The organism is Pseudomonas shirazensis (assembly GCF_050496565.1).
Classification (GTDB): Bacteria; Pseudomonadota; Gammaproteobacteria; order Pseudomonadales; family Pseudomonadaceae; genus Aquipseudomonas; species Aquipseudomonas shirazensis_A.
Genome location: NZ_JBNWAE010000005.1, coordinates 85699 through 103053, shown reverse-complemented (window position 1 = coordinate 103053; position 17355 = coordinate 85699). Strand labels below are relative to the sequence as shown.

Genomic DNA, 17355 nt, shown 5'->3' with positions numbered 1-17355 from the left:
CCTGGCGAGTCGGGCTGCAGGTCAGATGGACAAACCCACTACCCGGCTATGCACGCTTTCCTCCTGATTGCGGCGCTTGTTCACCACCAGTTCGCCAATCGCGATCAAACGAGTGCGTGTGACATTGCGCGACAGCCCCAGCAACTGCGCGGTATGCACCTGGTTGTAGTGGCAGAAGTGATAGGCTGAACGCAGCAGGGCGTTCTCGACTTTCTCGAACAGCTCACCGGACTGCTCCTCAAACAGCCGGCTGAACGCTTGCTCCAGCAGCTCTTGCGCCGAGCCGCCATGGCTGGCGCCGACGGCATCCTCCTGGCGCTCCAGGCGCAGGTTGGACATGCGCAGATCCTGCGCCTGGATTTCACCGTTGCCACAGGTCAGCAGACTGTGATGGATGACGTTTTCCAGCTCGCGAATATTGCCCGGCCAGCTGTATTCGACCAGCTTGGCCTGCGCGCGTGGGCTGAGCGCGACCGGGCCATACCCCAAGCGTTCGCTGTAGCGGCGGATGAAGTGGCGCACCAGCGGCATGATATCGCCGGGGCGATCACGTAGCGGGTGCAGCGACAGCGTCACTACGCTCAGACGGTAGTACAGGTCTTCGCGAAAATGCCCGGCATTGATGGCTTTTTCCAGCTGCACGTTGGTGGCTGCCAGCACCCGCACATTGATCGGGATGCTCTTGCGCGAGCCTAGCCTGACCACCTCGCGTTCCTGCAACACGCGCAGCAGCTTGACCTGAATCGGCAGTGGCAAGTCGCCGATTTCATCGAGAAACAGCGTGCCGCCGTTGGCTTCCTCGAACCAGCCGGCCTTGGCGGCCAGCGCGCCGGTAAAGGCGCCTTTTTCGTGACCAAACAACTCGGCCTCGACCAGCGACTCGGAGAACGCCCCGCAGTTGACCGCGATGAACGGCCCGTTGCGACGCCCGCTGAGATCGTGGATATGGCGTGCCACCAGCTCCTTGCCCGTGCCGGTCTCGCCGATGATCAGCACGCTGGCTTCACTTGGCGCTACCTGTTGCAAGTGGGCCAGCAGCGCCTGCGAACGGGGGTCTTCGAAGACTTGCGCAGTCGCCCGGATCGAGGTGGCCAGTGACGGTGACGGGGGGAGGGTGAGCAATTGCATGGGCGTGCCTTTAGGAATAGAAGGACGGGACAGGGCGCTTGCCGTTGAGGGCCCACTCGCCGAGCTCGTGGATACGGTAATCCACGGGGTCGTGCAGGGTTTGCGTGCGCAGGTTGCGCCAATGCCGGTCGAAGCGCAGCGAGGCATGGGTGGCGCGGGCGCCGGTGACTTCGAACAGGCGGTTGCAGATATCCAGGCCGTGGCGGGTTGCCGCGACCTTGGCGGTGCCGATGGCCAGGGCGAGGTCGCCGCGTTGCTCTGCACTCAACGCATGCTCCTGCTGCCAGGCAGCATCGAGCTGGTCGGCGGCGCGCTCGATCAGCAAACGCACGCTTTCCAGCCCGACCCAGAACTCACCGTAGTGGCGCAGCACATAGGGGTCTTCGCTGACCTGTGCCGCGTTGGAGCGGAACCACGGGCGGCTTTCCTTGAGGCTGTACTGGCGGGCTTCGGCAAAGGCGCCTTCGGCGATGCCGAGGAACAGGTTGGCGAAGTGCAGTTGGGCGATCAGCGGGCGCAAGGCGGCTAACGGCGTGCTCAGCGGGCCTGGGTCGAGCAGTAGTTCGTCCTGCTCGACCCGCACCCGTTCGAAGGTAGCGCTGCCGCTGTCGGTCTGGCGTTGGCCGATATTGTTCCAGTCGTTGTGCAGGCTGATGCCGGTGCGGGCGCTGGGGATGGCCGCGATCAATAGCTTGCCGCCGGCACGTTCGTCCACGGCCGAGGCGATCAGCATCTCTGAATCGCTGGCGCCGGAACAGAAGCTCTTTTGCCCAGAGAACTCGCACCAGCCGTCGAAGTGCTTGACCACGGTGCGGGTGTCCAGAGGGTTGAGGGCGTTGCCCCAGAACCAGTGTTTGCGCGCTGTCTGCTCGAACCACGGTTGCCATTGCTCGGGCCGCGAGAACAGGCGCACGGTGGCCAGCATCAAGTGATGAAAACCGAACACATGGGCAATCGAGCTATCGACCCGGGCGAATTCGCGCACCACTTCGAGCGTTTCGCGCCAGTTGGCGCCCTGGCCGCCATAGGCGGTGGGGATGGTCAGCGCGAGCAGGCCACTGCTGCGCAGAGCGTCACGCTCACGCTTGGGCGTGCCGCCGCGTTCGTCGCGCTCGACTGCGGTTTGGGCAAACTGCTCAGCCAGCTCGCGGGCAATGCCAAGGGCCGAGGGGCGGGCGGGGCGGGCAATACCGCCGGCCAGGGCAGCGTTGTCGAGCGGGTTGCTCATGGGCGAGTCTCCAGGTCAATTGAGCGGGGGACTTTGCTTGAGCAATCGTCGAGGCTGTTGGGGCTTGCTGTTGATAGGGTGCTGCGCTGCAGACAGTTGGCCAGCTGTTGGCGGCTGTACAGTGCAGACAGTTATAGAAGAACTGGGTTTATTTAAAAAGGAATAAGAAAGAATACTCTTATTCCTTAATTTGCTTGGTGTGTTCGTGGCCGTCTGCGCAGCGCGTCAGGAATGAGGTGAAGCGTGCTCGCCACCGGCATATTCGGGCTTCAGATGGCCTTGGCTGTCCAGCAGCCAGGCATCCATCACCTCGCGCACCACGGGCCCGGCGACGCGGCCGCCGGCTTCGCCGTTTTCGATCATCACTGCCACGACAATCGACGGATGCTCGGCGGGGGCGAAACCGACGAACAGGGCGTTGTCGCGGTGCCGCTCCAGGGTCTTGTTGCGGTCGTAGCGCTCGCCCTGACGTATCGCCACCACCTGCGCAGTGCCGCTCTTGCCGGCAATCCGGTACTGCGCGCCGGCCGCCGAGGCGCGGGCGATGCCGCGCGGGTCGTGCATGACCATCTGCATGCCCTGGCTGACCTGGTCCCAGGCGCGCTTGTCATGCAGCACGATATCCGGCATCGGGTGCGGGTCCTGCGGCGGCTCGCCGCCGATGCTTCTGGCCAGATGCGGGCGGTGCCACACGCCTTTGCTGGCGAGCAGGCTGGTGGCCTGGGCCAGCTGCAACGGGGTGACCTGCATGTAGCCCTGGCCAATCCCCAGGATCAGCGTTTCACCGGGGAACCATGCCTGACGGCGAGTGGCGCGCTTCCATTGCTGCGAAGGCATCAGCCCGGCGGCTTCCTCGAACATGTCCAGCGAGACCTTCTGGCCGAGGCCGAATTCGGCCATGTAGTCATGCAGGCGATCGATGCCAAGCTTGTGCGCAAGGTCGTAGAAGTAGGTGTCGTTGGAGCGCATGATCGCGCTGTACATGTCTACCCAGCCATCGCCGCTGCGGTTCCAGTTGCGGTACTTGTGGTCGTAGTTGGGTAGCTCGTAGTAGCCAGGGTCGAACACCCGGTTGGCGGGCGTCATCACGCCGCTGTCGAGGCCGGCGATGGCCACCTCCGGCTTGATCGTCGAGCCTGGCGCATACAAACCGCGCAGCACTCGGTTGAACAGCGGCCGGTCGATCGAATCACGCAGCGCAGCGTATTGCTTGAAGCTGATGCCTTTGACGAACAGGTTGGGATCAAAGCTTGGGTTGCTGACCATCGCCAGCACGTCACCCGTTGCGGGGTCGAGCGCCACCACCGAACCACGGCGATCACCCAGGGCTTTTTCGGCGGCCTGTTGCAGCTGCACGTCAAGGCTGAGGATGATGTCCTTGCCCGGGATCGGGTCCTGATGGCGGAGTACGCGCATGACCCGGCCCTGAGCGTTGGTCTCGACCTCTTCGTAGCCGACATGGCCGTGCAACTGATCCTCGTAGAAGCGCTCGACGCCAGTCTTGCCGATCGACTGGGTACCGCGGTACTCGGTGCTGTCGAGGGTCTTGGCTTCCTTCTCGTTGATCCGGCCGACGTAGCCCACCGAGTGCGCAAAGTGCTCGTTGAGCGGGTACTCACGGATGAACTGCGGCTCTACATCCAGCCCCGGCAGGCGGAACTGATTGACTGCGATCAGGGCGATCTGTTCTTCGCTCAGGCCCACCATCAAGGTCACCGGTTCGAACGGTTTACGCCCGCGGCGCAGGTCCTTGTTGAACTGCTGACGGTCGTCGTCGGCAAGGCCCAGGATCTGCGTCAGGCTGTCGAGCACCTTGGCTGAATCGCCAGCGCGCTCGCGGGTCATGGTCAGGTTGAAGCTGGGCTTGTTGTCGGCCAGCACAACGCCGTTGCGGTCGTAGATCAGGCCCCGCTCGGGCGCGATCGGCAGCACGTGCACGCGGTTGTTTTCGGAAACGGCGCTCTGCTGGTCGTACTGCAGCACCTGCAGCACGTACAGGCGAGCGATCAGCACCGCAACGAGGCTGCAGGTCAGCACGGCGCAGACCAACAGGCGGCGGTTGACCAGCTGCTTTTCCTGTTCGTGATCCTTGAGGGGGATGGGTTGGGGCATGCGCGTTCTTCGGGGTGGAGAGGTCACCGGGCCGGCGATGCTACGCAAGCACCCGGCGCTGCTCAAGCAAGCCGCCCCCGGCGAGCCTGCCCGGATCGCCCGTCAGCCCCGGCAGCACTGAGCCGCAGCCTTGCATGAATATTCATTCATGTGACTCATCGGGGCGCGGCTTGCTGCGCTGCTACTGCATGGCGTGCGCGTCTGATCGCGGCCTCTTGCAGCAGGGTCATCAGCACCGTCAGCCCCATGAACACGGCCGAAGCCCAGAAGATGCCGTTGGCCTGGCCGTGATCAAGCAGCCAGCCGAACCCGAGCGGGCCCAGTGCGCCGCCGACATTGAAGCCAGTCGAGACGATACCGAACGTCTTGCCTTCGGCACCCTTGGGCGCAGCGGCGCGTACCAGCATGTCTCGAGAGGGGGCGATCAAGCCGGTGAGAAAACCGATAACCCCGAGGACAACGACCAGGGCGAGGTCACTCAGACCCGACCACGCCACCAGTACCGTCAACGCTGCAGCCAGTCCAAAGGCCATGGCCGCCACCAGCCCATGGCGCTTGGTGCGGTCAGCCAGGGCACCGCCGGCCAGCACGCCAAAGGCACTGGCAAACAAAAACGCAGTAAGCCCGGCGTTGGCCCAGCTGAGGCTGATGCCCTGGCCCTGCATAAGGCTGGCCACAGAGAACTTCTCGATGGCGCTGGTGCTCAGGTTGAGCAGCACGAACAGCACGGTGAGGCTGGCAATCATGGGTGACCACAGTGAACGCTGCCGCACGGCTTCGCTGCCGCTGTCAGCCTGAACGGTAGTCGCTGGTCTGACCTGAGTGATGCCCGAACCAGGCACTAGCAGTAGCGCCAGCGCAACAAACCCGGCCAACGCCGCCACGGCGAAGGCCATCCTTGGATTGCTGGCACTGGCCACACCCAACAGCAGCAAGGGTGCCACCGCACCGCCGAGGAAGCCGGCAAAGGTGTGTACCGAAAATGCCTTGCCCATGTGCGCCGGGGCGATGCCTTGCGCGAGCAGGGCGTAGTTGGCGGGGTGATACACCGCATTGGCCAGCCCGGCCAGGGCCATGCCGATCAGCAGCCAGGTGTAGGTAGGCAGCAGCGCGATCAGCAGCAGGCTGCAACTGCCAAGGCTCATGCCTGCGAGCAACACCCGGCGCGCGCCATAGTGGTCCACTGCAAAACCCATCGGTGCCTGGGCCACGGCGGAGAGGATATTGAAGATGCTCAAGGCCAGGCCAAGCTCGACGTAGCCTACGCCAAACAGCTGCGGCAACACCGGGAACAGCGCCGCCAGCGCCATGATATGCAGGTGGCTGACCCAGTGCGCTGTCGCCACTTGGGGCAGAAGTCCGATACGAATTGGCATGGATGACCTTTTGAAATTGGCGTGCCATTGCACGCCAGCAAGCGCCTCTGCTGCTCAGATCTATGCTGCGCTGAGCAGCGCCGTTGGGCGCGCATGTTAATCAGCTTGTGGTCGCATCTGGCAGTCCGATTTGGGCTAGATAACCAGACCACTCAGGGCTTGGCGACAGGCTTATTGGCTTCTCAACGCCTTGGCCAAACGCGACATGGCCGCCTCGATTTCATGCTCGGTCAGGGATGAGTAACCCAGCAGCCAGCCTTGCTGCTTGTGCTCGCCCGCGTAGAGCCGGCTCAGGCCAGGCAACTGCACGCCGGCGCTGGCCGCCACGCGGATGGTGTCCTGCTCGCTCCAGCCTGCTTCGAGCAGGCAAGGAATCTGCAGGCCGCCTTGCGGGTGCAGGGCGGTGGCAATGCCCTGCAGGTGCCTGGCGATGGCATCGAGCATGTACAGTCGGCGCCGACTGTAGAGTTTGCGCATGGCGCGCACGTGGGCGTTGTAATGGCCGTCTTCCATGAAGCGCGCCAGGGTCAGTTGCGGAATCTGTGGGGTATGCCCGTCGATGATGCTGCGGGCATAGGCAAACGGCTGCACCAGTTGTTCGGGCAGGATCATGTAGCCCATGCGCAGGCCGGGGAACAGCGTCTTGCTGAACGTGCCCAGGTAGATCGTGCGCTGGTAGCGGTCCAGCCCCTGCATGCAGGCGGTGGGCAGGCCGTCGTAGTGAAACTCGCTGTCGTAGTCGTCCTCGATGATCCACTTGCCGTGCTCGGCCGCCCAGCCGAGCAGCTCCAGCCGGCGTGCCAGTGGCAGGGTGGCACCGGTGGGGTATTGATGCGACGGGGTCACGTACAGGCAATTGGCGCCGCTGCGATCGGCTCGCAGCAGGTCGATGCGCACGCCTTGTTCGTCGACGTCGATCGGCACGACCTTCGCCTCGGCCGCTTCGAAAGCTTTTTTCGCGCCAAAATAGCCGGGGTTTTCCAGCAGGATGGGTTTGCCCGCGTCTACCAGCAACTGTGCGCACAGGAACAACGCCTGGCGGGTGCTGCTCAGCACCAGAATCTGCTCGGGCTTGCAGTTGGCGCCGCGCTCAAGGTTCAGGTAGGTGGCGATGGCCTTGCGCAGCGGCTCGGCACCCTGCGGGTCGCCATGCAGCAAGACGTTGCCGCGGTAGTCCTTCATGACCTGGCGTTGCAGGCGCTCCCAGACCTCGATGGGGAAGCTGCGGGTTTCCGGCAGGCCTGTAGCGAAGGCCTTGATCGCCTGCTGGTCATGGATGCCGCCGCTGGCGAGGATCTGCTGGCCGCGCTGGCTCAGCCCGGCCGCTTGCGTGGCCGCCTGAGCACGGCGTGCGTCGCGTTGCTGCATGCGCCGGCGAGCGGCGCCGTGCAACTCGCTGCCCAAGGTTTGCGCGACGTAGCTGCCGGCACCGCCGCGGCGGTTGATGTAGCCATCGCGCTGCAACTGCACATAGGCGTTTTCGACGGTGTCGCGGGCCACGCCCAGCGAGCGCGCCAGCACGCGTGTGGCGGGCAGCTTCAGGCCGGCACTCAGCGAGCCTTCGAGAATCAGTGCACGCAGTGCGCGCTGGATTCGCTGGTGCAGATCGAGCGTGGCAAATTCGCTGTCGGCCAGGCGCATCTGCAGGGTTTCAAGTTCGAACGTTTTTGCCATGTGGTCTGCCCTGACTGCATGAATTGGCCTGAAGCGGCAGGCCAGTCTATCCGTAGACTCTGCGCCTCGCCACTGCCTGGAGCTTGTTCACCATGTCACTCAATGCCTCTCGCTGGTCGCTGCGCCCGAGCGATCTGCTGCACCCGATCATTGCCGGTCTGGTATCGGTCATCGTCAACTACGGCGGCACTTTTATCCTGGTGTTCCAGGCGGCCAAGGTGGCCGGCCTGAGCCCGGAGCTGACGGCCTCGTGGGTCTGGTCGGTGTCGATTGGCGTGGGCGTTACCGGGATGTACCTGAGCTGGCGCTATCGCGCACCGATCATCACCGCCTGGTCGACCCCGGCAGCAGCGTTTTTGGTCGTCGCGCTGGCAACTACGCCGTATGCCGAAGCGGTAGGGGCCTACATGGTTTGTGCGGCGGCGTTCGTGCTGCTGGGCTGGTCCGGCTGGTTCGACAAGGTCATTGCGCTGATTCCACCAGGGGTCGCGGCAGGGCTGCTGGCCGGAATTCTGCTGCAGTTTGGCATTGGTGCGTTCAGCAGCGTCAGCATCGACCCGCTGTTGGCCGGGCTGCTGATCGCCTGCTACCTGCTGCTCAAGCGCTTTACTGCACGCTATGCAGTGGCCGGCATTCTGCTGCTGGGGTTGAGCTTTTTGCTGGTACAGGGCCGACTTGACCTGTCCGGGCTGCACTGGCAACTGACCGAACCGGTGTTCACTGCGCCGCAGTTCTCGCTCAATGCGCTGCTGAGCGTGGCCCTGCCGCTGTTTCTGATCACCCTGACCGGGCAGTACATGCCGGGCATGCTGGTGCTGCGCAATGATGGCTACGACACCAGCGCCAATCCCATCGTGACGGTGACCGGGCTGGGGTCGCTGTTGATGGCGCCGTTTGGCTCGCATGCGTTCAACCTGGCAGCGATCACCGCGGCCATCTGCACCGGCAAGGAAGCCCACGAACAACCGTCCAAGCGCTGGATCGCCGGCATCGCCGCTGGCTTGCTGTATGTGCTGGTGGGGGTGTTCGGGGCGACCCTGGCGGCGCTGTTCATGGCCTTGCCGGCAAGCTTTATCACCACCCTGGCCGGGCTGGCTTTGCTGGGTACCATCGGCGCCAGCCTGTCCAGCGCGACCGCCGATGCGAAAACCCGCGAAGCGGCGTTGATCACCTTTCTGGCCGCTGCCGCCAACATTACCTTGCTGGGTATTGGCGGTGCGTTCTGGGGGTTGTTGATCGGCGTTGCTGCGCATGCGCTGCTCAACGGCTTCAATAAAGCCGATGCATCCGCCCGGGTCAGTAATCGAGCTGCTACTCGCTAAGACCTTGCCAGCCAAGCACCGCTTCGTCGCGGCGCTTGGCTGTGGGCAGGTTCAAAAGGCTGGCTACCATGCTCAGCAGACACGCTAATGGGAGGCCGAGGCATTGTGCGCATTGCAGGCGGCCATTAGCTGACAGATTCGCGAACTTGAAGAATTTCTTGGCGTGCAGTTGTTCGAGCGGAAGGCGCGGCGGTCTCGTTGGCTTTAGTCATGCCGTGTCCGCGACACCTTTTCTCAGCCAGAGCCTAGTATTTTTGCCAGTTTCGTCCGCCTAGAGACTGCGCCAGAGTTCAAGACTCTTCACACAGCTTGAGGTTTTCATCATGTCGAACAGCCAACTGTCAAAAGGGTCACCGACGTCGGCAAATCAGCCAGATCAAGCACCCACTATTGATTCAGTGGTGGATGAAAAAGGGAGCGAATTGCCCCCTGATGGAGAAGTAACTGCGAATACTCTGACCCTGCGCGGGCAAGCGCTAGCAAATAAAACAATACAAGTGCTCGACGGTAGCACTGTATTGAAGACCGAGACGGTAGGAGCGGATGGCTTATGGATCAGCACGCTTACAGGTCTTACTGACAAACGCTACGCATTCAAGGCGAAGGGAGAGTATGACGCCAATCCAGAATCCGAAATAAGGTATTTGACGATTCGCGCCATCTGTGAAGATTTTACCAGTCTCCCCATTGGTTTTCAGTTTGATGATTGGGTGCCTCACCATTTCGATTCAGGGTTGATAGTGTTTCCAAGCAACCCCAATACGCCTGCTTCGGTTGACGCAGTCATCGTAGAGAACGGATCCGCCCATGCAATATCGCATCTAGATTCAACGAACCCACCCCTTTATCTGGATATGTATGTTACCAATTACGCGTATCCTTTAATACGGCCGGTAACAGTCACTGTTTCATTTGAAGTGCTGTACAGCGATGTCAAAGTTATCCACTTGAGGGGTGAATATCTTAATAGCGCAGGTGGACCTGAACATTTTTATAGCTCAGTGGACAATGCGGCTGGGAGTGTCTGCGTCACGTTCCCTGTTGGTGCGCACCCTTATAGCAGGCCTGAGGATGTAACGGGCCTCAGAGTATTCCTGACCTCGCATCTCCACGTTTCCCCGCCTATACCCGGATCAACCCGCATACAAGTGAACTCGGTGTGCTGGTCGCAGTGAGTTCAGCGTTGGATCCTCCGATCAAATCAGCACAGATCAGCCCATCCTGACCTGTGCTGAATAGCTCTTCGCCCAACTGCCCTCTCCAAGCCAGGTGCGGGCGGTGCTACACACCTTTGCTGGCGAGCAGGCTGGTGACCTGGGCCAATCGCAGCAGATGACCTGCATTTAGCCCGGGCCGATGCCAAGGATCAGCGTTTCTCTCGGCGGCTTGCTGCAGCTGTGCATCCCGCCCCGGTAGAACTGCGCTGGGGCGCTGCATGAATACCCTTCCTGTGAACCGATGCGCGCCCGCCGTGGGCGCATAGTTACCAGCCTCTTAGACCGAATATGCATTTGAGTTATGAGCATGGTCCATTTGGCGATATCCATTACGTCGGTATTCTGGCGATCTGGATGATGCTGGCTGCAATGCTGCGGATACTGCTGTCATGGCGCGCAACGCCGCCGCAGCGGGCGCGATTTTAACCGCTGAAACGGCTTGCATGGCTGTTGTATCGGCGGCTTGCCTGGCGCTTCAACGGCTCTAGAATCGGCGCCATCAGCTCAACCCCTATCGTCGCTTTGAAGAGGATTTCACCATGATGAACGCAATGCAGATGCCGATGAGCGCCAACATGCCGATGATGCCAATGATGGGCATGCCGATGATGATGGCCACCATGACCTGCAAGATGGTCGATGACGGCATGCTGTGCAGCATCAAGCCCGCTGCAGGCATGGACATGGCAATGTTCAAGACCAGCGCCGACATGCTGCAGATGATGATGAACTGCGGCATGCCGATGATGATGCAGTGCGCCAACCTGTCGATGATGTGCATGTCGAAGATGGCCATGGAAATGACCATGCCGATGGGCATGCCGATGATGCCGATGGCCAGCATGCCGATGATCAAGTGCATGATGGAATGCACCATGATGGGCGACAGCATGACCTGCAAGATGATGCCGATGGCCGGCATGAGCATGGACATGCTGAACAACTGCTGCATGCTCATGAACAAGATGATGAACGACTGCAGCATGCCGATGATGATGAGCTGCAATGGCATGCCGATGATGTGCTGCACCTGCTGATCAAGGCAGGGCTGCGCCTCAGTCGCGGCGCTCCGGGTGGGTGACCACCAGATAGGCCACGGCCTCGCTGTCTACCGGGTTGCGGTAGCGGTGGGGCTGGTCTGCATAGAACGTTATCGAGTCGCCTGTGCTGAGCAGAAAGCGCTCTTCGTTGACGCTGATCTCCAGCGCGCCCTGCGCGACCACCAGATTCTCTTGCACACCCGGCCCGTGGCCATGTGAGCATTCCTCGCCCAGTGCACTGACCCGCAGTTCGTAGAATTCGACCTGGCGCGCAGTGTCGTACGGATACAGCGCACGGCTGACGAACGCGCCGCTGGCACTGACCAGGCGCTTGCTGTCACGCGCCGGCATGACGCTGACCCCCTCGCATTCGCGGTGTTCGAGAAACGCCGCCACCGAAACCTTCAACGCTCTGGCTATCTTGCACAGCACCTTGATCGACGGCACGCTGCGGCCAGACTCTATTTGCGCGAGCATCGCCCGGCTGACACCACTGACCCGGGCCAAGGCGTCCAGCGACAACAGCCGTTTGCTGCGCAGGCGCTGCAGGTTGAGTGCGACGCGGGCGCCGATGACATCGTCATCGGTGTTGTCGGTTTCAGGCGGCAGCTGCACAACCTGGTCATTGGACGTCACCAGGAACCCCTTGGGTAGGTTCATACGCTCAAGCCAGACGCGGGGCGTTCGAAGCGATATGCGTGTTGCCATGAGGCTGCGCGGCCAGACCTGACTGCTGCGCGTACAGCGCCCACATCAAGCGACCGATCTGTTGTGCTTGCTTGCGTTTGCGATACAGGTTGAAGTCGATGATGTTCGAAGCTGGGCTCATGGAAAGATCCTTGTCGGCAAAAGAGGCCTGATGCCGAGACTACGGGGTCTTTAATAGAACCAAAAATACCTAGATATTATTTATCTAGATCATTGTGGAATTAGTAGCTATTTACGGCTTACCGCTTCTGCTCGGCAAGGAAATCCAGTGGCTGTTCGCTGACGCTTCACAGCCAGGCGCTGCAACGCAGCAGCGTCTGGCTGTGAGCAATCTCAGCGGCTCAGGATGCATCGATCCAGATGGTTTTTAGCTCGGTGTACTGGTCATGCGCCCAGATCGACTTGTCACGGCCGCCAAACCCGGATTGCTTGTAGCCGCCGAACGGCGTCGAGGCATCGCCTTCGCCGAAGCAGTTGACGGTCACCACGCCCGCGTGGATTTCCCGCGACAAGCGCAGCGCATTACGCAGGCTGCCGGTGTAGGCAGAGGCCGCCAGCCCGTAGACGGTATCATTGGCAAGCTCAATGGCTTCGTCCAGGCTGGCAAAGCTGGTGACGCTTAGCACTGGGCCAAAGATCTCTTCAATGAATAGCGGGCTGTCCCGGCCAACGCCATCAACGATGGTCGGCTGCACAAACACTCCGTCTTGCGTTTCGCCGCCCTGAACCACCTGCAGGTTGTGCTCGGCAGCGTAATCAAGGTAGCTGCGCACCTTGTCGAAATGCACTTTGCTGACCATTGCGCCAAGGCGGTTCTGCGGATCGAGCGGGTCGCCCAATTGCCAGTTGTGCAACTGCTTGCCAATCAAACTCAGCAACTCGTCCTTGACGTCTTCGTGGACGATCAAGCGCGAGGTGGCCGAACAGTTCTCACCCATGTTCCAGAACGCACCGGCAGTGACATACTCGGCGACCTGCTCGAGGTCTTCGCAGTCATTCATCACCACCGCCGGATTTTTCCCGCCCAGCTCCAGCACCACGCGCTTGAGGTTGGACTCGGAGGCGTATTTCAGGAATAGCCGGCCGGTATCTGTGGAACCGGTGAAACTGACCATGGCCACGTCCATGTGCCGACCAATCGGCTCGCCAGCCTCGCGGCCGCCACCTGGGATCACGTTGAATACCCCAGCCGGTACGCCGGCCTGATGCGCCAGCTCGGCGACGCGCAGAGCGGTGAGGGTGGTTTCCTTGGCCGGCTTGACCACGATCGAGCACCCCGCGGCCAGCGAGGGGCCAATTTTCCAGGCCAGCATCAGCAACGGGAAGTTCCACGGCAATACCAGGCCGACCACGCCAATGGCTTCGCGTACCACCAGGGTCACCGCGCCATGCCCGGTCGGTGCGGTGCTGTCGTAGACCTTGTCGATCAGCTCGGCGTGCCAACGCAAGGTGTTAATGGTCTCCGGCACATCGACCGTCTGGCACTCGCTGACCGGCTTGCCGCTGTCCAGGCTTTCGAGAACAGCCAGCTCATGGGCATTGTCTTCCAGCAGTTGCGCAAAGCGCAGCAGCACCTGTTTGCGTGCAGATGGTGCTTGCTTGTGCCAGCGGCCATCGGCGAATGCAGCCTTGGCTGCGGCAACGGCGATATCTACGTCGCGGGTATCGCAAGAGGCGATTTCAGCCAGGGTGGCGCCGGTCGCAGGGTTGGTGGTGATGAAGGTGTTGCCGCTCTGGGCCGCGCAGAAGCGCCCGTCGATGAACGCCTGGGTGCGATACTGCATATCCGCTGCGATCGCGGCGTACTCTTCTTTGCTCAGCAACTCACTCATCTCAGACACCTCCAGTGATTTGCGCAACAGCGCGCTTGAGGGTGGCAACGACGTCTTTCAGCTCGGCTTTTTCGCTGTCTTGCAGACCTTTGAGCGGAGCTCGGACACCGCCTGTGTGCAGGCCATTAAGCTCGCTGCCGTACTTGATCGACTGCACGAATTTGCCGCCTTCAAGGAAGTCCATCAACGGCATCATCGCCGCCATGATCTGCCGACCTTTGACGAAATCGTTTTCGATCACGCAGGCCTGGTACAACGCCACATGCTCACGCGGGATGAAGTTGGACCCGGCACAGACCCAGCTGCGCGCGCCCCAGGCGAAGAATTCCAGGGCCTGATCGTCCCAGCCGCAGGACAGAGCGATATGTGGCAGCTTGGTGGCCAGGCGATGCAGTTGCGCCATGTCGCCGGAGCTTTCCTTGATGGCGACGATGTTGCGGCAACCCGCCAGCGCGTCGAACAGCTCCGGGCCCATGTGCACACCCATGCGCGCCGGATAGTTGTAGAGCATGATCGGCAAGCCCGCGGCACGGTCGACTGCGAGGACGTGCTCGGCGACTTCCTGCTGAGTCGGCAGGGCATACGGTGGCGAGCCGACCAGCAGGGCGTCGGCCTTGATCGCCTTGGCCGCTTCAGCGTAGGCCACCGAGTCTTCGGTGCGGATGGCGCCGGTGCCGACGATCAAGGGCAGGCGCCCGTGCAAAACATCCTTGGCTTGCGCAGCCAGGTCGAAGCGCTCCTGAGCGGTGTGGGCGTAATACTCGCCCGTGGAGCCGCCGATGATGATGCCGTGGACCTTGGCCTCGACCAGGTATTCGAGGACCTCGGCGAAGGCGGCCTTGTCGATGTTGCCGTCTGCGTCCAGAGGGGTGATGGCCGGGGTATAGATGCCTTCGAACTTCATTGATGGTGCTCCCAGGTAGTTTCACTAGCGGTTGACGACGCGGGCCGATACGGCCAGCGCAGCGTGCGGTATCAGCCAAGCGCGGCGGCTTGCTGCAGGTTGAGCGAACGTGTTTCCGGCGCCAGCAGCCACGACAGCAGCAACCCGATCAGGGTGATCAGCACCGCGATGTACATGGTCTGGGCGATGCCCAGGGTGTCCAGCGAGATAGGCACCAGGTAGGTGCCGATGGCCGCACCGATGCGCGAGAACGAGGTGCCGACACCCACTGCAAATGCGCGGATTTCAGTGGGGAACAGCTCATTCGGGTACACCAGCGTGAGCACTTGGGCGCCGCCGATGAACAAGGCGTAGATGGCAAAGAACAACAGGATCCAGAGGCCGGCACTGGCGTGGAACAGGCCCAGGCAGAGCAGCGCCAGGCCAGAGAACAGAAAGCTGTAGAGCAACATGCTGCGCCGGCCGATGCGGTTGATGATGCGCGTTGCAATCACGCAGCCAGCGACGAAGAACAGGGTGATCAGGATCGAGCCGATCGAGGCACTGTCGCCTTGGACGTTCAGCGCAGCCAGCACTTTGGGGGCGAACGCATACACCGCGAATAGCGGGATGATGCAGCAGGTCCAGAACACGATGACGAACAGCATCCGCGCGCCGTAGCCGGCATACAGCAGGTTCCAGATGGTGATCTTGAAACGGGTTTCCTGCTCAGGCAGATTGTTCAGCCCGAACTCGCTGCCGTAGACTTTTTTGATCACCGCTTCGGCTTCGGCTGTGCGGCCCTTGCTCAGCAGCCAGCGCGGTGATTCCGGAGTGCCCAGGCGCACCAACAGCAGGGCCAGGCCAATCAGCGAGGAGCTTGCCAGCACCCAACGCCAGGCCTGGTCGCCGCCCAGGCGCAGGATAACCTCGCCGACCATGTAAGCAGTGGCAGCGCCTGCGAACCAGAGGATGGTAAGCATGGCCAGGCGCGGGCCACGGTATTTTTTCGGCATGAACTCGACCAGTAACGAAGTCGCCACCGGATATTCGATGCCTACGGCGATGCCGATCACCAGGCGCAGCAGAAAAATGCTCAGCGCGCTGTCTGCCCAGAACTGCGCCGCCGAGGCCAGCACGAACAGTATCGGGCCGACGAAGAACAGCCGCCGCCTGCCGAGGCGATCAGTGAGCCAGCCACCGAGGAAGCCGCCGAAGAAAATCCCGATCAATGCCGAGGCTGCGATCAAGCCTTCCCACAACGTGGTCATGGCCAGTGCGCTGGAGATGTGCGCCAGGGCTACGCCGATGATACTGAGCACATAGCCATCGACGAACGAGCCGCCACCAGAGCGCCAGGTCAGCAGCTTGTGAAACCGATTGAGTGGGACTTCTTCAACTGAGAGAACAAGGCTTGTCATTGTTGTTCCTGATCATGCGTGTTCGGTTTGGCGGGCAGGCTAATGATCGCACTCAGCCTTCCTGCCCTGCGCGGTACTGGCCCCACAACAGGTTCAGGTTGACCCCCATCGACACCAGTGCAGCCGGCGGGTTGGCGCTGGGCCCAGGCGAGTGCAGGACAAAGTCGATCAGCTCGGAGCGCTCACCCGCCAGCCAGTCCGCCAGCAACTTGCCGGTGGCCGTGCCGCGAGTCACGCCCAGGCCGTTGCAGCAAAGTGCGCCGTAGACGTTGCTCGCCAGCTCGCCGAAGTAACCCGCGTGGTTGCGTGAGAGGGCGAGGGCGCCGCCCCAGGTGAATTCGAACGGCAATTGCGTAAGCATCGGGAAGCGCCGCTCGAACGAGGCGCGATGGCGGGCAGCGAAGCGCGCCAGGTATTTGGGGTCGCTGCGGCCGTCCGGATTGAAGCTGAAGCTGTTGCGGATCAGCAGGCGTTGGTCAGGCGTGCGCCGTACGGTGGTGCCGAACGGGTCGGCCGGGATTACCCCCCAGTAGGCCTTGCCGCCCAGCCGTGCCTGCTCTTCGGCGGTCATCGGCCGGGTCAGGCTGGCGTAGGTGAATACCGGCAGCATGCGCCCCTTGAGAAAGCCAAAACTCATGCCGAAGGCGTTATTTGTGAGGATCAGCTTGTCGGCAGTGATCGAGCCATTGGCGTGTTTGAGCACGCTGCGGGCGCCGTACTCGACTTCGCTGATTGCCGTGTTCTCATACAGGGTAACGTTGCTCGGCAGGCAGTCGGCGAGGCCCTTGACCAGCGCCGAGGGTTGGATCAGCGAGGTGCCCGGGGTGAACAGCGCCTTGCGGTAGAAGCGCGTGCCGATGTGCTCGGGCAGGGCCTCGGCGTCGATCATCTGATACGGCTGCTCGAGCTTGTCCAGCCCAGAGCGATAGGCCTCGAGCACGGCGATGCCGCGATCTTCGACGGCAGCCTGGTACTTGCCGCAGTGGCTCAGCTGGCAGTCGATATTGAAGCGTTCGACCAGCTCGGTCAGGTAGTTTTTACCACTGAGGTTGAGCTGCATGGTGGTCTTGGCAGTGGCTATATCGCCGATGTAGTCCGGCGCGCCGATGTCATGGGGCAAGTCGATGACAAAGCCTGCGTTGCGCCCCGAAGTGCCGAAGCCGACCTCCTGGGCATCCACCAGCACGATCTGTTCGTCGGGGAAGTGCGCCGCCAGCTGGCGGGCGGTTGCCAGCCCGGTGAAGCCTGCGCCGACGATTACCCAGCGGGCGCGGCTGTGACCGGTATGGGCAGGGCGCACTGTGCGGCCTTTGCTCAGGTGATACCAGCCACAGGTTTGATCATCGCCCGGTAATGACGCTACTTTCATGGTGGACATCCTGTTTGATTCAACCGAAAGAAGGCGGCGCCTTCT

At 61.9% G+C, this 17355-nt stretch carries 15 protein-coding genes; 4 read left to right on the top strand and 11 right to left on the bottom strand.

Annotated features, from left to right (window positions below):
- Window positions 1–21: 21 nt before the first annotated feature.
- From ACQZ2L_RS09445 to mrdA, 3 genes are all read right to left on the bottom strand, one after another.
- Window positions 22–1128 (bottom strand): sigma-54 interaction domain-containing protein, encoded by a 1107-nt coding sequence (locus ACQZ2L_RS09445; RefSeq protein WP_430325814.1) that lies wholly within the window; start codon window positions 1126–1128, stop codon window positions 22–24.
- A gap of 10 nt (window positions 1129–1138) precedes the next feature.
- On the bottom strand, window positions 1139–2356 hold the full coding sequence (locus ACQZ2L_RS09440) for an acyl-CoA dehydrogenase family protein (protein WP_430325813.1): 1218 nt from the start codon (window positions 2354–2356) through the stop codon (window positions 1139–1141).
- A 225-nt stretch (window positions 2357–2581) separates the two neighbouring features.
- The gene (gene mrdA / locus ACQZ2L_RS09435) at window positions 2582–4468 is read right to left on the bottom strand and encodes a penicillin-binding protein 2 (RefSeq protein ID WP_430325812.1); all 1887 of its coding nucleotides are present in this window, start codon (window positions 4466–4468) and stop codon (window positions 2582–2584) included.
- On the opposite strand from mrdA, the gene ACQZ2L_RS09430 reads away from it, so the two are divergent.
- On the top strand, window positions 4467–4589 hold the full coding sequence (locus tag ACQZ2L_RS09430) for a hypothetical protein (protein WP_430325811.1): 123 nt from the start codon (window positions 4467–4469) through the stop codon (window positions 4587–4589). The two genes, mrdA and ACQZ2L_RS09430, sit on opposite strands and share 2 nt — an antisense overlap.
- Window positions 4590–4623: 34 nt before the next feature.
- Here ACQZ2L_RS09430 and ACQZ2L_RS09425 read toward each other — a convergent pair whose 3' ends face one another.
- Window positions 4624–5844, bottom strand: coding sequence for an MFS transporter (locus ACQZ2L_RS09425; protein ID WP_430325810.1), 1221 nt, complete (start codon window positions 5842–5844; stop codon window positions 4624–4626).
- Window positions 5845–6015: 171 nt separating this feature from the next.
- Window positions 6016–7518: a PLP-dependent aminotransferase family protein gene (locus ACQZ2L_RS09420; protein ID WP_430325809.1), complete on the bottom strand. Its 1503-nt coding sequence runs from the start codon at window positions 7516–7518 to the stop codon at window positions 6016–6018.
- Between the two features lie 92 nt (window positions 7519–7610).
- On the opposite strand from ACQZ2L_RS09420, the gene ACQZ2L_RS09415 reads away from it, so the two are divergent.
- The 3 genes from ACQZ2L_RS09415 to ACQZ2L_RS09405 all read left to right on the top strand — a co-directional run bounded on the left by ACQZ2L_RS09415 (window position 7611) and on the right by ACQZ2L_RS09405 (window position 11094).
- On the top strand, window positions 7611–8840 hold the full coding sequence (locus ACQZ2L_RS09415) for a benzoate/H(+) symporter BenE family transporter (RefSeq protein ID WP_430325808.1): 1230 nt from the start codon (window positions 7611–7613) through the stop codon (window positions 8838–8840).
- 323 nt (window positions 8841–9163) lie between these two features.
- Window positions 9164–10015 (top strand): hypothetical protein, encoded by an 852-nt coding sequence (locus tag ACQZ2L_RS09410; RefSeq protein ID WP_430325807.1) that lies wholly within the window; start codon window positions 9164–9166, stop codon window positions 10013–10015.
- 581 nt (window positions 10016–10596) lie between these two features.
- Window positions 10597–11094, top strand: a complete 498-nt coding sequence (locus tag ACQZ2L_RS09405) for a hypothetical protein (RefSeq protein WP_430325806.1) — start codon at window positions 10597–10599, stop codon at window positions 11092–11094.
- Window positions 11095–11112: 18 nt separating this feature from the next.
- Here ACQZ2L_RS09405 and ACQZ2L_RS09400 read toward each other — a convergent pair whose 3' ends face one another.
- From ACQZ2L_RS09400 to ACQZ2L_RS09375, 6 genes are all read right to left on the bottom strand, one after another.
- On the bottom strand, window positions 11113–11757 hold the full coding sequence (locus tag ACQZ2L_RS09400; RefSeq protein WP_430325805.1) for a helix-turn-helix domain-containing protein: 645 nt from the start codon (window positions 11755–11757) through the stop codon (window positions 11113–11115).
- Between the two features lie 4 nt (window positions 11758–11761).
- Entirely contained in the window at window positions 11762–11926 is a 165-nt protein-coding gene (locus ACQZ2L_RS09395) for a hypothetical protein (RefSeq protein ID WP_430325804.1), read from the bottom strand.
- A 220-nt stretch (window positions 11927–12146) separates the two neighbouring features.
- Complete coding sequence (locus ACQZ2L_RS09390) at window positions 12147–13637, bottom strand: aldehyde dehydrogenase (RefSeq protein ID WP_430325803.1); 1491 nt, start codon at window positions 13635–13637, stop codon at window positions 12147–12149.
- Between the two features lies 1 nt (window position 13638).
- Complete coding sequence (locus ACQZ2L_RS09385) at window positions 13639–14541, bottom strand: dihydrodipicolinate synthase family protein (RefSeq protein WP_430325802.1); 903 nt, start codon at window positions 14539–14541, stop codon at window positions 13639–13641.
- 71 nt (window positions 14542–14612) lie between these two features.
- On the bottom strand, window positions 14613–15941 hold the full coding sequence (locus tag ACQZ2L_RS09380; protein WP_430325801.1) for an MFS transporter: 1329 nt from the start codon (window positions 15939–15941) through the stop codon (window positions 14613–14615).
- A 52-nt stretch (window positions 15942–15993) separates the two neighbouring features.
- A complete protein-coding gene (locus tag ACQZ2L_RS09375) occupies window positions 15994–17310 on the bottom strand; it encodes an NAD(P)/FAD-dependent oxidoreductase (protein ID WP_430325800.1) in 1317 nt (438 codons plus the stop codon).
- Window positions 17311–17355 lie beyond the last annotated feature (45 nt).

Bases quoted from the DNA above. Each gene is read 5' to 3' on its own strand.
- ACQZ2L_RS09410 (WP_430325807.1), top strand. From the start codon at position 9,164: ATGTCGAACAGCCAACTGTCAAAAGGGTCACCGACGTCGGCAAATCAG.
- ACQZ2L_RS09440 (WP_430325813.1), bottom strand. From the start codon at position 2,356: ATGAGCAACCCGCTCGACAACGCTGCCCTGGCCGGCGGTATTGCCCGC.
- ACQZ2L_RS09400 (WP_430325805.1), bottom strand. From the start codon at position 11,757: ATGAACCTACCCAAGGGGTTCCTGGTGACGTCCAATGACCAGGTTGTG.
- ACQZ2L_RS09385 (WP_430325802.1), bottom strand. From the start codon at position 14,541: ATGAAGTTCGAAGGCATCTATACCCCGGCCATCACCCCTCTGGACGCA.
- ACQZ2L_RS09420 (WP_430325809.1), bottom strand. From the start codon at position 7,518: ATGGCAAAAACGTTCGAACTTGAAACCCTGCAGATGCGCCTGGCCGAC.
- mrdA (WP_430325812.1), bottom strand. From the start codon at position 4,468: ATGCCCCAACCCATCCCCCTCAAGGATCACGAACAGGAAAAGCAGCTG.
- ACQZ2L_RS09430 (WP_430325811.1), top strand. From the start codon at position 4,467: ATGCGCGTTCTTCGGGGTGGAGAGGTCACCGGGCCGGCGATGCTACGC.
- ACQZ2L_RS09380 (WP_430325801.1), bottom strand. From the start codon at position 15,941: ATGACAAGCCTTGTTCTCTCAGTTGAAGAAGTCCCACTCAATCGGTTT.
- ACQZ2L_RS09425 (WP_430325810.1), bottom strand. From the start codon at position 5,844: ATGCCAATTCGTATCGGACTTCTGCCCCAAGTGGCGACAGCGCACTGG.
- ACQZ2L_RS09375 (WP_430325800.1), bottom strand. From the start codon at position 17,310: ATGAAAGTAGCGTCATTACCGGGCGATGATCAAACCTGTGGCTGGTAT.
- ACQZ2L_RS09395 (WP_430325804.1), bottom strand. From the start codon at position 11,926: ATGAGCCCAGCTTCGAACATCATCGACTTCAACCTGTATCGCAAACGC.
- ACQZ2L_RS09445 (WP_430325814.1), bottom strand. From the start codon at position 1,128: ATGCAATTGCTCACCCTCCCCCCGTCACCGTCACTGGCCACCTCGATC.
- ACQZ2L_RS09405 (WP_430325806.1), top strand. From the start codon at position 10,597: ATGATGAACGCAATGCAGATGCCGATGAGCGCCAACATGCCGATGATG.
- ACQZ2L_RS09415 (WP_430325808.1), top strand. From the start codon at position 7,611: ATGTCACTCAATGCCTCTCGCTGGTCGCTGCGCCCGAGCGATCTGCTG.
- ACQZ2L_RS09390 (WP_430325803.1), bottom strand. From the start codon at position 13,637: ATGAGTGAGTTGCTGAGCAAAGAAGAGTACGCCGCGATCGCAGCGGAT.